The 13,534-nt window shown below is 72.0% G+C and carries 13 protein-coding genes and 1 pseudogene; 5 read left to right on the top strand and 9 right to left on the bottom strand.

All coding sequences use genetic code 11. The features are described 5' to 3' along the window. Nucleotide 1: 1 nt before the first annotated feature. The 5 genes from Pflav_RS24425 to Pflav_RS24410 form a co-directional block, all read right to left on the bottom strand. A complete protein-coding gene (locus Pflav_RS24425) occupies nt 2–817 on the bottom strand; it encodes a class I SAM-dependent methyltransferase (RefSeq protein ID WP_173038501.1) in 816 nt (271 codons plus the stop codon). 70 nt (nt 818–887) lie between these two features. After that, nucleotides 888–1,715: an SMP-30/gluconolactonase/LRE family protein gene (locus tag Pflav_RS24420; protein WP_173038499.1), complete on the bottom strand. Its 828-nt coding sequence runs from the start codon at nt 1,713–1,715 to the stop codon at nt 888–890. Nucleotides 1,716–1,832: 117 nt separating this feature from the next. Beyond that, nucleotides 1,833–2,633, bottom strand: a complete 801-nt coding sequence (locus Pflav_RS47600) for an amidase family protein (RefSeq protein ID WP_197938733.1) — start codon at nt 2,631–2,633, stop codon at nt 1,833–1,835. Nucleotides 2,634–2,635: 2 nt separating this feature from the next. After that, entirely contained in the window at nt 2,636–3,247 is a 612-nt protein-coding gene (locus tag Pflav_RS47595) for an amidase family protein (protein WP_197938732.1), read from the bottom strand. After that, entirely contained in the window at nt 3,244–4,233 is a 990-nt protein-coding gene (locus tag Pflav_RS24410) for an NAD-dependent epimerase/dehydratase family protein (RefSeq protein ID WP_173038497.1), read from the bottom strand. Before Pflav_RS24410 ends, Pflav_RS47595 begins: the two co-directional genes overlap by 4 nt. Before the next feature lie 94 nt (nt 4,234–4,327). Between Pflav_RS24410 and Pflav_RS24405 the strand changes: the two genes are divergently transcribed. Together Pflav_RS24405 and Pflav_RS24400 are read left to right on the top strand one after the other, a co-directional pair. Next, nucleotides 4,328–5,734, top strand: coding sequence for an FAD-dependent oxidoreductase (locus Pflav_RS24405; protein ID WP_173038495.1), 1,407 nt, complete (start codon nt 4,328–4,330; stop codon nt 5,732–5,734). A 162-nt stretch (nt 5,735–5,896) separates the two neighbouring features. Next, nucleotides 5,897–6,865, top strand: coding sequence for a sigma-70 family RNA polymerase sigma factor (locus tag Pflav_RS24400; protein ID WP_173038493.1), 969 nt, complete (start codon nt 5,897–5,899; stop codon nt 6,863–6,865). Here the strand turns inward: Pflav_RS24400 and Pflav_RS24395 are convergent. Then, a complete protein-coding gene (locus Pflav_RS24395) occupies nt 6,770–7,183 on the bottom strand; it encodes an STAS domain-containing protein (RefSeq protein WP_173038491.1) in 414 nt (137 codons plus the stop codon). The two genes, Pflav_RS24400 and Pflav_RS24395, sit on opposite strands and share 96 nt — an antisense overlap. Nucleotides 7,184–7,321: 138 nt before the next feature. Here Pflav_RS24395 and Pflav_RS24390 point away from each other — a divergent pair, with 138 nt between their 5' ends. The 3 genes from Pflav_RS24390 to Pflav_RS24380 all read left to right on the top strand — a co-directional run bounded on the left by Pflav_RS24390 (nt 7,322) and on the right by Pflav_RS24380 (nt 9,737). Then, a complete protein-coding gene (locus Pflav_RS24390) occupies nt 7,322–7,984 on the top strand; it encodes a CPBP family glutamic-type intramembrane protease (RefSeq protein ID WP_232071854.1) in 663 nt (220 codons plus the stop codon). 56 nt (nt 7,985–8,040) lie between these two features. Further along, nucleotides 8,041–8,373 (top strand): PadR family transcriptional regulator, encoded by a 333-nt coding sequence (locus Pflav_RS24385; protein WP_173038489.1) that lies wholly within the window; start codon nt 8,041–8,043, stop codon nt 8,371–8,373. Nucleotides 8,374–9,272: 899 nt separating this feature from the next. Continuing rightward, nucleotides 9,273–9,737 carry a calcium-binding protein gene (locus Pflav_RS24380; protein WP_173038487.1) on the top strand — a complete coding sequence of 155 codons (465 nt, stop codon included), beginning with the start codon at nt 9,273–9,275 and terminating at the stop codon, nt 9,735–9,737. Here the strand turns inward: Pflav_RS24380 and Pflav_RS24375 are convergent. The 3 genes and pseudogenes from Pflav_RS24375 to Pflav_RS48925 form a co-directional block, all read right to left on the bottom strand. Further along, nucleotides 9,709–12,789 carry a tetratricopeptide repeat protein gene (locus Pflav_RS24375; RefSeq protein ID WP_173038485.1) on the bottom strand — a complete coding sequence of 1,027 codons (3,081 nt, stop codon included), beginning with the start codon at nt 12,787–12,789 and terminating at the stop codon, nt 9,709–9,711. The two genes, Pflav_RS24380 and Pflav_RS24375, sit on opposite strands and share 29 nt — an antisense overlap. A gap of 108 nt (nt 12,790–12,897) precedes the next feature. Beyond that, nucleotides 12,898–13,212 (bottom strand): calcium-binding protein, encoded by a 315-nt coding sequence (locus Pflav_RS24370; RefSeq protein ID WP_173038483.1) that lies wholly within the window; start codon nt 13,210–13,212, stop codon nt 12,898–12,900. Between the two features lie 14 nt (nt 13,213–13,226). After that, nucleotides 13,227–13,511, bottom strand: a pseudogene (locus tag Pflav_RS48925) (calcium-binding protein); the annotation flags it as partial. Nucleotides 13,512–13,534: the final 23 nt, after the last annotated feature.

Raw genomic sequence — 13,534 nt, 5'->3', positions numbered from 1 at the left:
ATTATCCGCGCACCACGCCGACGGACTCGAGGTAATCGGCGGGCGCCGCTACCGTGCCATCGCTGGCCCGGTTGAAGCGGACCGCCACCTCGGCGAGGTCGATCGCGAAGCGCTCCCGGTCCTCGTCCGACAGCGTTCCGGCCAGCCGCGTGATCGGGCCGTAGAACTGCCGGAACCACTCCGAGAAGTGCGCGGGGGAGTGGTACCGGAAGGTGTACGTCCGGCCGGTGAGCGCGGTCCACTCCACCCGGTCGCCGAAGAGGCTGGCCAGGTGCTCGCTGGTACCCCACAGCGTGGGCGGGCGGACGCCGGCCGGCGGCGGTGCCCACTTCCCGACGGTCTTGAAGAGGTCGCCGATCATGCCGGTCGGCGTCCAGCAGGCCAGCGCGATCCTGCCGCCTGGCTTGGTGACCCGGACCAGCTCGTCGGCCGCCCGCTGGTGGTTTGGCGCGAACATCACGCCGACCGTGCTCACCACCAGGTCGAACGCCTGGTCCGGCACCGGCAGCGCCTCGGCGTCACCCTCCTGGAACGTCACGTCCAGGTGCTCGGCCGCCGCCCGGTCCCGCCCCTGCTCCAGCAGGTTGGTCGCGTAGTCGACGCCGGTCGCCTCGGCGAAGCGGCGGGCGGCGGCCATCGCCGCGTTCCCCTGGCCGCAGGCGACGTCCAGCACCGTCTGGCCGGCCCGGACGTCGGCCGCCTCCACCAGCAGCTCGGCGATGATCTGTAGGGTGTTGCCGACCCGCGGATAGTCACCGGTCTCCCAACCGGCCCGTTGGTTCTTCTTGATCGTCTCGAAGTCGATTGTGCCCGTCACGGTCCCCTCCTTGCGTGATCTCTCGACCCCAGGAGACCGTGGCACCGTGTGAGGATGCGTGTGACGCGACTTACGGGTATCCGACAGCCCGCGCCGGCGCCTCCACCGTGACCACGCGTCCGGAGCGCGAACCGTCCTGCGCCGGCGGCCACGGCGCGGTGGTGACAAAGAGCGTGGTGCCTTCCGGCCCGCCGAGGACGCAGGCGAAGGCGCCCTGGTCGAAGCCCACCGTCTGGAGCACCTCGCCGCCTTCGCGCACCCGTACGCAGCGCTGGCCGGGCACGTCCGCATACCAGACCGCACCGTCCGCGTCGAGGCAGATGCCGTCCGGGAAGCCATCCGGCAGGTCGGCCCAGACCCGCCGGTTGGCGAGCCCGCCGTCGGGCAGGATGTCGAACGCGGTGAGCCGGTTGCCGTACGACTCGGCGACGATCAGCGTGCCGTTGTCCGGCGTTACGGCCAGCCCGTTCGGAAACTCGAAGTCGCCGGCCACCTCCCGTACGACCCCGTCCGGTGTGACAAGCGCGAGGGTCCCCGGCGCCGGCTCTCCCTCGCCGAAGTCGAAGCCGATGTTGCCGATGTACGCGTTGCCGCGCCCGTCGACGACCATGTCGCTCCACGGGAACCGGGACAGCGGCGACAGGTCGGCGTGGGTCACCATCGACCCGTCCGGCTCCTGGCGCAGCAGCTTGCCGTCCTGCGACGAGACGACGAGGAAGCGCCCGTCGGGGAGCCAGCCGAGCCCCATTGGCATTCCCGGTACTGTCGCGACGATCTCGCTCTTGCCGTCGAGGTCCGCGCGAACCACCTCGCTGGCTCCCATGTCGGACAGCCACAGCCGCCCGTCGTGCCAGCGCGGCGACTCACCCATCGCGAGTCCGGTGAGCAGGGTGTTCATGTCGTCCTCCAGGTGTATTGGGATGTGCTCTCACCTGGGACGTAGAAGCTGGCCCACCGTTTTCGACCTCGCCGCCTCAGCGCGCGACGTGGAAATGCGGCAGGCGGGATCGCCGCCTCAGCGTGCGACGTGGAAGGGCGGCAGGCGGGTGTGCCAGGGGACCGTCTCCTCGAGCTGGGCGGCGACGCGGATGAGCAGGTCCTCCCGGCCGTATCCGGCCACGAGCTGCACACCGATCGGCAGGCCCTCCCGGCTCTGGCCGATCGGCAGGCTGATCGCCGGGTGGCCGGAGATGTTGAAGGCGGCGGTGAACGGGCCGTACTCGAAGATGCGCCGCAGCCACGAGCGCGCCGTGTGGTCCGGGTCGTCGTAGTCGAGCGTGCCATGCGGTGCCGGAAGCTGCCCGAGCGTCGGCGTGAGCAGCAGGTCGTACCGGTTGAGGAAGAGGCCGACCGGGCGGGTGACCCGGTGCTGGGCGTCGACCGCGGCCAGCAGGTCCAGCGCGGTCGCCGCCTCGGTCTCGGCCAGCACCCGCCGGGACAACGCCTCCATCAGCGCGGGATCGGGGCGGCGGGGTGCGCGCAGCATGGCGCCGCCGGTGCCGTACAGGCCGAGCATCGCGGCCTCGACCACCGCCTCCGCGTCGATGGCCGGGCTCGCCTCGGTGACCTCGTGGCCGAGCAGCTCCAGCACCTTGCCGGCGGTCTCGGCGACGCCCGCGACCTGCGGGTCCACGGGTACGCCGGACCAGGCGGCCGTGGTCATCGCGACCCGCAGGCGGCCCGGGGCGGCACCGACCTCCTCGGCGTACGGGCCGGCCGGCGGCGGCGCGAAGTATTTGTCGGCGACCGCCGGTGCGCTTACCGCGTCGAGCAGGTGGGCGGCGTCCCGCACGGTACGGGCCAGTCCGAATTCCACGATCAGCCCGAAGCCGACCTCGCCGGCGGCCGGGCCGGAGGGGTACGGCCGCGGCTGGGCTTGAGTCCGACAAGGCCGCAGCAGGCGGCCGGGATCCGGATCGAGCCGCCGCCGTCGTTGCCGTGGGCCAGCGGCACCGCCCCGGCCGCCACCAGCGCGGCCGACCCGCCGCTCGACCCGCCGGCGCCGCGTGCGAGATCCCAGGGGTTTCGGGTGGCGCCGTGCAGCCGTGACTCGGTGGCGTAGCTGAGTCCCAGCTCAGGCGCGGTGGTCTGGCCGAGCGTGACAAGCCCGGCGGCGCGGAAGCGGGTCATCAGGTCGTGGTCGACCATCGCGGTGGCGCCGCGGATGCTCCGGCTGCCCAGCGTGAACGGCACACCCCGGGCGAACGGCCCACTGTCCTTGACGAGGAACGGCACGCCGGCGAGCGGGCCGTCCGCGTCATGCTCCAGCGCTGGCGTGAAGAGCGGGAGGGTCAGTGCGTTGAGCTCGGCGTTGGCGACCTCCAGGGCTTCGCGGGCCACCTCCTCGACCTCGGCGGCGGTCACCTCGCCGGACCGGATCAGGTCGCGCAGGCCGACCGCGTCGAGGCTCGCGTACTCCCACAGGTTCACCTGGAGTACGCGGCGACGAGCTTGTCCATGGCCGCGTCGAAGCGGGGGTCGACCCGGCGGCGGGCCGGGTCCTCGTCGTGCCAGGCCACGATCTCGCGGGCGCCCTGATGGAACGGGATCGTCGCCACGAAGCCCGGCACCAGCGCGCGGAGCTTGGCATTGTCGAAGACCATCGAGTGCGACTTGTCGCCGAGCAGGCCCGCGCCCCACTCCGGGTCCTCCGCCGCGATGGCGTCGGAGGGCACGTGCACGATCCGCGGCTGCACGCCGGCCGCCGAGGCCAGCTCATGGGCGATCTGGTCCCACGTCAGGACGTCGTCCGAGGTGATGTGCACCGCCTCGCCGATCGCCCGAGGGTGGCCGAGCAGCGGCACGAACCCGCGCGCGAAGTCCTCGTGATGGGTGAGCGTCCACAGCGAGGTGCCGTCGCCGTGCACGACGATCGGCTTGCCCTGCCGCATCCGCTCGACGACCGTCCACCCGCCGTCGAACGGGATGAGCGTGCGGTCGTACGTGTGCGAGGGGCGCACGATCGTGGCCGGGAATCCGGTGTCCCGGTACGCGGCGACCAGCAGGTCTTCGCACGCGATCTTGTCGCGGGAGTACTGCCAGAACGGGTTGCGCAGCGGCGTCGACTCCACGACCGGCAGCCGGGCCGGCGGGGTCTGGTAGGCGGAGGCCGAGCTGATGAAGACGTACTGCTTCGTGCGGCCGGCGAACGCGGTCAGGTCGGTCCTGATGTGCTCGGGCGTGAACGCCACCCAGTTGACCACCGCGTCGAAGTCGAGGTCACCCAGCGCGGCGGCCATCGAGTCGGGGTCGCGCACGTCCGCGCGGAGCAGCGTCGCCTCCGGCGGCAGCGGGCGGTGGATCGTGGTCCCGCGATTGAGGATGTACAGGTCGATGCCGCTCGCGACGGCGAGGCGAGACGAGGCGGAGCTGATGATGCCGCTACCGCCGATGAAGAGCACCCGGAGATCACCCACGCCGCCACCTTAACGCCGATCCCCGGTGTGAGTCCGAGGAAATATCATGTTCTGGATCTTGGTCGCGATCCGTCCAATGTAGAGAGGAACCCGAATGGGTGTCACCCGCAAGGATGCGTTGCGAATTCTCGGCGGCACCGGTGTGGCCGCGGCTGCCGCCGCATTGACCCCTGGCTCGGCGGCGTCAGCGTCGGGCGAAGAAGCGAGCGGCGTCATCCGCCGCGACGTCTGCGTGATCGGCGGTGGCGCGAGCGGCACGTACGCCGCGGTCCGCCTCCGCGACCTCGGCCACAGCGTGGCGGTGGTGGAGCGGGCCGGGCGGCTCGGCGGGCACACCGAGACGTACCACGACCCGGTGACCGGCGGCACCACTGACATCGGCGTGCTCATCTATCACGACATGCCGCTGGTCCGGGACTTCTTCGGCCGCTTCGGGGTGCCGCTGGTCCGGTACACCGGTCAGGGCGGTACGACGAACCACTACGTCGACTTCCGTACCGGCCAGGTCGTGCCCGGTTACGCGCCGCCGCCGCCCGCCGCGCTGCCCGCGTACATCGCGCTGCTACAGCAGTATCCGTACCTCGACCAGGGCTTCGAGCTGCCCGATCCGGTACCGGCCGAGCTGTTGCTGCCGTTCGGTGAGTTCGCGGTCCAGCACGGGCTGGAGTCGATCGTCCAGCTGCTCAACGGGTACGCGCAGGGTCTCGGCGACATCCTCCGGATCCCGGCGATCTACGTGCTCAAGAACGTCAGCCTCAGCGTCATGAACAGCGTGCTCACCGGCTCGCTGCTCATCACCCAGCGGCGTAACAACAGCGAGCTGTACGAGCAGGCCACCACGTTCCTCGGCGGGGACGCGCTGCTCAACGCGAGCGTGACAAATGTGCACCGGGGCCCGCGCGGCATCCAGGTGCGGGTGGACACACCGACCGGCCCGCGCGTGATCCGCTGCCGCAAGCTGCTCGTCACCGCACCGCCGTTGCTGTCCACTTTCGACGGTTTCGACCTGGACGCCACCGAGCGGGCCATCTTCGGTCGCTTCCGCCACCACCGGTACTGGACGGCCGTGGCCCGTCTTTCCGGGATGCCCACTGGCGTCTCGCTGGTCAACGTCGGTGCGGACACCCCGTACAACCTCGCGCCGCTGCCTGGCTGGTACGGCCTCACCGTGACCGGCGTGCCCAACCTGTGGGGCGTCAAGTACGGCAGCGAGGGCCCGATGAGCAACCAGGCGGTGCGGGCCGCGATCGTCGCGGACATCCGGCGGCTGCGCACGGCCGGCTCGTACCCGGTCGAGCTGGACCGACTGGAGATTTTCAAGGCGCACAACCCGTTCGAGCTGGTGGTCCGCCCCGGTGACATCGCGGGTGGCTTCTACCGGCGGCTGTACGGGCTACAGGGGCGAAACCGCACGTTCTACACCGGTGCCGCGTTCCACACGCATGACTCGTCGCTGTTGTGGCGGTTTACGGAGGAGCTGCTGCCCAGCATCACCGCCTGATCTGCTGTCCGCGGCTCGACCTGGGCCCGCTCGATCACGAGCGGGCCCTTGTCCTTGTCAGGCGGTGCGGCACGTGCGCCGTACGCCGCTGCGCTGGGGAAACAGCTTTGTCAGAGGGCTCGGGTAGGTTCGGATCAACGAGGCCAATGGGGGTGCACGAGCGTGGTGGACGTCGAGCTGCGCCTGGAGGAGTTCCGCATCGAGCTCAATGGCTACTGCTACCGGATGCTCGGCTCGGCGTTCGAGGCCGAGGACGCGGTGCAGGAGACGATGGTGCGCGCCTGGAAGGCGTTTGACAAGTTCGAGGGGCGCGCGGCCCTCCGGTCCTGGCTGTATCGCATCGCCACCAACGTCTGCCTCGACATGCTCGGCAGTGCCCAGCGCCGGGCCCGGCCGATGGAGCTCGGCCCGTCCGCCAAGGCCCGCGAGGTCACCGAGGTCGTGCCGCTCCCCGAGCAGGTCTGGGTCGGGCCGGTGCCGGACAGCCGCGTGGTGCCCGACCGCAGCGACCCGGCCGAGGTGGCTGTGGCCCGCGACTCGATCCGCCTGGCGTTCGTCGCCGCGCTCCAGCACCTGCCGCCCAAGCAGCGCGCTGTGCTGATCCTGCGCGAGGTGCTCGCCTGGTCCGCGCAGGAGACCGCCGAGCTGCTCGGCCTCACCGTCGCCTCGGTCAACAGCGCGCTCCAGCGGGCCCGGGCGACGATCGCGTCGGCCGACCTGACCGGCGACCGACTTGAGCCGCTCGACAAGGACCAGAGCGACCTGCTTTCCCGCTACGTGCAGGCGTTCGAGGCGTATGACATGGCATCCCTCGCCGCGCTGCTGCACGAGGACGCCACGGTCTCGATGCCGCCGATCGCGCTCTGGTTTCGCGGCCACGACGAGATAAGACAGTGGATGCTCGGCCCCGGCGCCCACTGCCGCGGCTCGCGCCTCGTCCCGACCGTGGCCAACGGGCTGCCCGCCTTTGGTCAGTACCGGCCGAGCGGCCCGGACGGCCGGCACGAGCCGTGGGCGCTTATCGTCCTGGAGACCTCAGGTAACAAGATCACCGGGATCAACTCGTTCCTCGACGTGGAGCGCGTCTTCCCGCTCTTCCGCCTCCCGTCCCACCCCGACGAGGCCGCCTGAGCCCGCGACGTCGCCAGCGTCCTCGGGCGGCGGGTCGGGCAGCAGCGGCAGCACCTCGCTCAGGCCGGTGAGCACGAGCAGGCCGCGCAGCCGAGGATGCGCGCCGTAGAGGTGGATGCCGCACCCCAGCCGCCGCGCCATCAGCTGTAGCCGGGCCAGTACGTCGATCGTGCTCGCGTCCGGGCTGGTGATCTCCCGCACGTCGCAGATCACCACGTCCGCCGGGGAGTCCCGCACGATCGCGGCGAGATGCTCGGAGAGCGCCGGTACGTCCGCGCGGCAGGCTGACGGGCCCACCACGAACACGGGCGCGTTCATGCCAGGCCTCCAGTCGCCGGACGGCTATACAGATGAGACCGTCCGGCGCGCGGAAAGTCATCGCGATGGGTCATATCACCCCGGACGTTCACCCGGCCGCCCGCGTAGCGACCCGCTTACCGCCGTACCGTTGCGGACGTGGAGGAGACCGCCATCGCACCACCGCGGCCGGCCACCAAGGTTTGGCTGGCCGCCGAGTTCCTGGCCCTGTTCTTCGGCGTCGTGGGTGTGTACGCGCTGTTCGGCAGCCCGGGCAGCCCGATCCCGTTCCTGCTTGTCGGCGGCGTCGCCGCGTACGTCTACCTGCGCCGCCAGGCCGGGTTCGAACGGCGCGACCTGACCCGGGCGGCCGCGGTACCGGCGGCGCTGCCCGCGATCCTCGCTGGCTGGGCGTTGGCCGCGGTCGTGGGCATCGTGGTGCTGGCGGTGGCCCGGCCGGAGCAGCTCTTCGACCTACCCCGCGAGGAGCCGCTGATCTGGGCCTTCGTGGCCGTCTTCTACCCGCTCCTCTCGGTGTACCCGCAGGAGCTGATCTACCGTGCGTTCCTGCTGCACCGGTACGCGCCGCTGCTGGGCACGGGCGCCTGGGCGGCGGCCGCGAGCGCCACCGCGTTCGGCTTCGCCCACGTGATCTTCGGGAACGTGCTGTCGGTGCTGCTCACGCTCGCCGGCGGCTGGCTCTTCGCCCGGCGGTACCAGAAGACCCGCTCGCTGCTGGCGGTCTCGGTCGAGCACGCGCTGTACGGCGTCCTGGCCTTCACGATCGGCTTCGGCGACCTCTTCTACCACGGCGCCCGTTAGCCAGTGATCGCCGCCGTCGGGTGGACAGTCCAAATCTAGCTATATAGAGTTAGCCTATGACGCGTTCCCGGCGCCCGTCGGCGCAGACGGTCGCGGTGCTGCTGGCGCTCGCGGAGGAGCCGTCCGCCTGGCGCTACGGCTACGAGCTGTGCCAGCAGGTGGGGCTCAAGGCCGGCTCGATGTACCCGATCCTCATCCGCCTCGCCGACCGTGGCCTGCTGGAGACCACCTGGGAGACCACCCCAGCGGCCGGCCGGCCACCCCGTCACCTCTACCGACTGACCGGGCCCGGCCTGGAGCTCGCCACCGAGCTGGCCGCCGAAGCCGCCGCCGCGCCGGAGCCCCGCGTCCAGTCCCGCAGCCTCCGCCTCCGCCCCGAGGGCGCCTGACCTTCGGCGTCCAGCTCATTGGGTCTGTCCACAATGGTGGAGCAAATCAATCCACGAGCAGATTCGAGCTACCGCGATGTCCGCGGTGGTCCAGACCGTTGCTCCCGCGGCCTCACCCTCCGCGGTTCACGATCAACCCTCCCGGCCGGCTTGGCCGGCGGTGCGGCCGTGGCCCACTCGGTGGGCGATGCATCGAGCTGGCGAATCTTTGACCGCCTGTTTCCCTTGATCGGTGGGTGCTCCGCTTGTCCGTGGCGAAGAATTGCCCCTGGCGGGGTAATTTTTCGCCACGATCGCAGCGCGACACTCTGCTGCTTGCATCGATCAAGGAAATCGACGCCCATCGGCCTTGATCGGCGTCTTGGCGTGGAGGTTCGGTCCCGTCAACGCGAATCCGGGGCCTCCAGCCCTCGACCGACCCCGACCTCGAAAGCTCTGCCCGGATTCTGCGCGAACGATCATCAGGGCCCTCGACAGCGAGGGTGACTCGTCGGGCTTTGGGAAGACTTATTGCTGCCAGGGCAACCATAGGTCTTCACAAAGGGGCCTTTTCGGGGGCCGATCGCCTCGCCGCCCCCAGCGACACCGGTCGCTAGGTCTCAAGGCACGCGGTCAGGGCGACCAACTCCGGAGCCCGCGGGCCGGTGGCCTGCTCGGATGACCACGGGCAGGGGGCGGGTTGTGAAGCGCGGAGGGTGAGGCCGCGGGAGCAGCGGTCTGGACCACCGCGGACATCGCGGTAGCCCAAATCTCTTTCTAGGTCGCCGGGCGGCAGGCTCTGAGCTGGGCAATGACGCCACGATGACGGCCGGGTGCGACGCTGCCCGCGGTCGCCCTTCCGGCGATCGGCAGCTCAGAGGGGGAGCGTCATGGGAGTACGGGCGAAGGCGGCCTTGTGGGTGGTCGCCGGCCTGGTCGCGGCGGCTACGGCCTCGGCGGTCGGCACACCCGCGTCGGCGGTGGACGTCTGTGACATCAACTTTGGTCTCTACATTGAGGGTACTGAAGGGGCCGACTACCTGGTCGGCACCAGCGGACCGGACTTCATTCGTGCCTACGGCGGCGACGACGTCGTCGATGGGGGCGGGGGTAACGACACGATCATCGGTGGCCCGGGCAACGACCTGCTGATCGGCGGGCCCTGCCACGACATTCTCAAAGGCAACGAAGGCCACGACCAGATCGCCGGCCTGGACGGTAACGACGACCTCCACGGCAACCTCGGTGACGACGTCATGCTGGGTGGCCCGGGCAACGACACGATCGACGGCGGGCAGGGCTCCAACGAGTGCTCAAACGACCCGTCGACCGACGCCTACTACATCATTTACATGATCAACTGGCTGGCGACCGATCCATGCTGATCGCGGCGGCCTCGCGCGTCCTCCCCGGCGCGCGAGGCCGCAGTATCGCGGCGGTGGGCACCGGCGCGTCAATCGACCGCATCGCGCCCGCCCACCGCTCGAACGCCCGCTGCGCCTCGCCGTGCCGCCCCGCCACCCGCAACGCCTCGACGAGCCCGCGGTGCGCCGGCTCGTCGTACGGGTCGGCCACCAGCAGCCGTACCAGCGTGGTCGCCGCCTGGTCGAGGTCACCGGCTTGGCGGCACAGCTCGGCCAGCTCGCGCAGGGCGCGCAGCCATACCGCCCGCGCCTCCTCGCGCAGCCCGTCGGCCCACCCCTCGTACGGCTCGTCGTCGAACGCGTCACCTCGGTACGCCGCGTCCACCTCGGCGAGGATCTCCCGGGCCCGCTCGGCGTGCCCCTCGCGGGCCAGGCGCAACCCGTGCGCGGCGTCGCGCAGCAGATCCTCCGCGTCCAGCGCCACCCGCCCGATGTCGAAGCAAACCCCGGCGGGATCGGCGCGCAGGTAGTGGTCCGCCGGCCGCTGCCGGCTGGGATCCAGCACATTCCGAACGGCCGACAGGAGTACGGAGAGCCGGTGCGCGGTCCGCGACGGCTCGTCGTCCGGCCACAGCAGCTCACACAGCTCGCCCCGGGGCACCGGCCGGCCGCGGCGGGCGATGAGAATCTTCAGCAACGTGCGCGCCTGCCGCGAACGCCACGCCGGCAGCGGTACGGGCTGCCCGCCCACGACCACCTCGAAGCGCCCCAGCACGCTTACCCGTACCGGTGCCGCCTCGGCCGGCAGCAACGGCGCACCCTCCACGGCCGGGACACCGAGGGCCACGAGGCGTTTCGCCGCCTCCCGCGCCGCCCACCGCTGCGGCCCGTCCGCGCCCGGCAGCCTGCCCAGGAGTACGCGCACGCGGTCGGCGGCCGGCTCCGCACCGGCCCGGCGCCAGATCGCCTCCGCCTCGGCGAGCGCCGCGCGTGCCTGTCCCGCCTCGCCACTGACGGCGGCGGCGAGTTCGAGCGCCTCGGCGAGCACGTCCGCCTGCCGGCACGCCCGCGCCGCCGCGACCGCCCGTCCCGCGCTCTGCTCGGCCGCGGCGGTGTCGCCACCCGTGAGCGAGACCCAGCCGTGCGCGAGGTGCGCCTGGGCGGCGAACCCCGGCCCCGAGCGCGCCCCGTTGTCCGCGGCGCTCGTGGCCTCCCCGGCGGCGGCGCGGGCGGCGTCCGGCTCGCCGCAGTCCACGAGCAGCCGGGCCAGCCCGACAAGCGCCGGCACCAGGATCTGGAGCTCCATGTACGCGCGGGACAGCTCGGCCGCCTGCTCGAACGCGATCCGTGCCTGCTGCCGCCGCCCGAGGAGGCGGTTGACCTCGCCGATCCCGTACAGCCCCGGTGCGGTGCGGGACAGACCGGCGCGGTGCGAGACCTGGATGGACCGTTCGAAGTGGAGGGTCGCCTCGTCGTACCGCCCCAGCCGGGTCAGCGCCTCGCCCGCATTGTGCAGCGCCGTCACCAGGACCCCCGGCGGCCCGCCCACCTCGGCCGCGCGTACCGCCTGGACCGCCACGCGCAGCGCCTGCGGGTAGCGGGCGTCGCGCAGGAGGCAGTCCGCCTGGTTGGCCAGCACCCGGGCCTGGCGCACCACGTCACCGGCGCGCTCGGCGGCGGCGAGCGCGCGGGCCAGGTGCTCGTCGCGGCGTACGCCCACGGCCATGTGCGCGGCCGCCAGGTGCGCCGCCGCCCACGCCTGGTCGTCACCGGCCACCGCGGCCGCGGCGAGTGCCTCCGTGGCGGTGGTGGCCGCCCGCTCGGTCTCGCCGAGCACCACGAGCACGGTCGCCCGGCAGGCCAGCACCTGCACGTCGTCAGCGCTCGTCCCGCTTGGTCCGCCGGTCACGCGGTCGAGCAGGTCGAGGGCGCCTCGGTAGTCGCCGCGCATATAGTGCAGCATCGCCGCCCGCCAGGCCAGGGCGGCAGGCCAGCATCCGGCCCGATCCGCCTCCGCCAGCAGCGGCGTGAACGCCCTGGTCGCGCCGGCCACGTCCCCGGCCATCCGCAGCGCGTCGGCGCGCACCAGGCGCAGCCGAGCAGACCGGCGGCCAGCGGGAAGTGTGTCCACAAGCCGCGCGACGTCGGGTCCGCCGCCCGCGGCAAGCATCTCGTCGCCGTGCGCCTCGACCAGCGTGGCGACCGGTCCGTCCTCTCCCGCTGCCGCGAGGGCGCACGCGGCGGCCAGCGGGTGACCGTTGTCCCGGTACCACTCCGCGGCCTCGATCCTCAGCCGGCGACCGTCGTCGCCGCCCAGTCGCCGCGCTGCCGGGCTCTGATGCGCGACCACCGCGCGGAGCACCGGTACGACCCGCAGCGTGCCGCCGCCGAGGCTCCGCTCCGGGACGAGCAGGCCGGTGGCGGCCAGCCACCGCAGCGTCTCGACAGTCTCCTCCGGACCATCCTCAGTGGACGATCCCAGTGCGGCGCACAGCGGCTCCGACAGCGGGCCCAGGTCGATGACCGTGCCGAGCAGCCGCATGGCGGACGCCGGCAGGTCGGCGAGCACCTGTTCGCGTACCCACGACGCGCCCGCCGTGCCCGGCTCAGAAAGCGCCGCCAGCAGGTCGTGCCGCCCCGCGCCCTGCCGGTCGAGCGCTGTGCCGGCCAGGTGCACGAGGGCCGGCCAGCCGGCCGTGAGCTCATACGCCAGGTAGGCCAGGTCGGCGTCGCCCACCCCGTGCTCGTCGCGGAGCGTGCGGAGCACCTGGTCCGGGGTGAGTGCGAGGTCGGCGGGGCCGCGCTCGGCGACCGGGCCGGGGAATGCGGCCAGCGCCTCCGGCGTCAGCGGGCGACGCGCGGCCAGCGAGACCCGCACGTCGGCGGCCAGGCCGGCCACCCAGTGCGCCAACCGCACCTGGTCCGGCCCGCTGAGACGGCACACGTCGTCCACGCCGATGTCGAGAGTGGACGGATCCGAAAACGGGGGGACGATGGCGCACGCGCTCTCCAGCGCCGTCGTCTTGCCGTATCCGGCGGCGGCGACGAGAAGGAGACAGCCCGCGGGTGCCACGCAAACACTATCGATCGCTACGCGCCGGTTACCCTCGGCCTGTCGTGTAGCCGACGCGACGTATTTCGGCCGCTCCCCGGGCCTCGCGGCCCGGGGAGCGCGTGCCTCTCACGGGCAGGCCACCAGGACCTCGGCGCTGCACGTGGTGTCGAAGGCCAGCCCGCCGTCCGCGAAGTCGGGGTCGGCGCCGCCGACGAGGTCGTCGACACCCGGGCCGCCGTAGAGGTCGTCCATGCCGTCGCCGCCGAAGACGTCGTCGTCGCCGTAGCCGCCCTGCACCAGGTCACGACCCTGGTTGCCCTGGAGTACGTCGTCGCCTTCGTTGCCCTGCACGGTGTCCGGGCCCTCGTTGCCCTGGGCGAAGTCGTTGCCCTCGTCGCCGGAGACGTCGTCGCCGCACAGGTTGCCGGAGAGCGTGTCCATGCCGCCCCGCCGCTGATCGTGTCGCTTCCGTCGCCGCCGAGGATCTGGTCGTCCCCGTCCCCGCCGACCAGGACGTCGTCGCCGCCGTTGCCGATGAGCAGGTCGTCGCCGCCCAGCCCGAAGAACGTGTCGTTGCCCGGTCCACCGACCATCACGTCCGAGCCCGCCCCGCCGAACAGGGTGACTCCCACCCAGCTCGGCGCGCACGGGTCCGGATCCTCGGCCCGCGCGGGCGCACCGAGGCTCAGCGACACCAGGATCGCCGCGGACACCACCGCGGCCGCGTGACGCAGTCTCATGATCTTTCCTCCTCGCCATCCGC

This window comes from Phytohabitans flavus, from assembly GCF_011764545.1.
Lineage (GTDB): Bacteria > Actinomycetota > Actinomycetes > Mycobacteriales > Micromonosporaceae > Phytohabitans > Phytohabitans flavus.
This window is presented reverse-complemented; position numbering and strand designations above follow the sequence as displayed.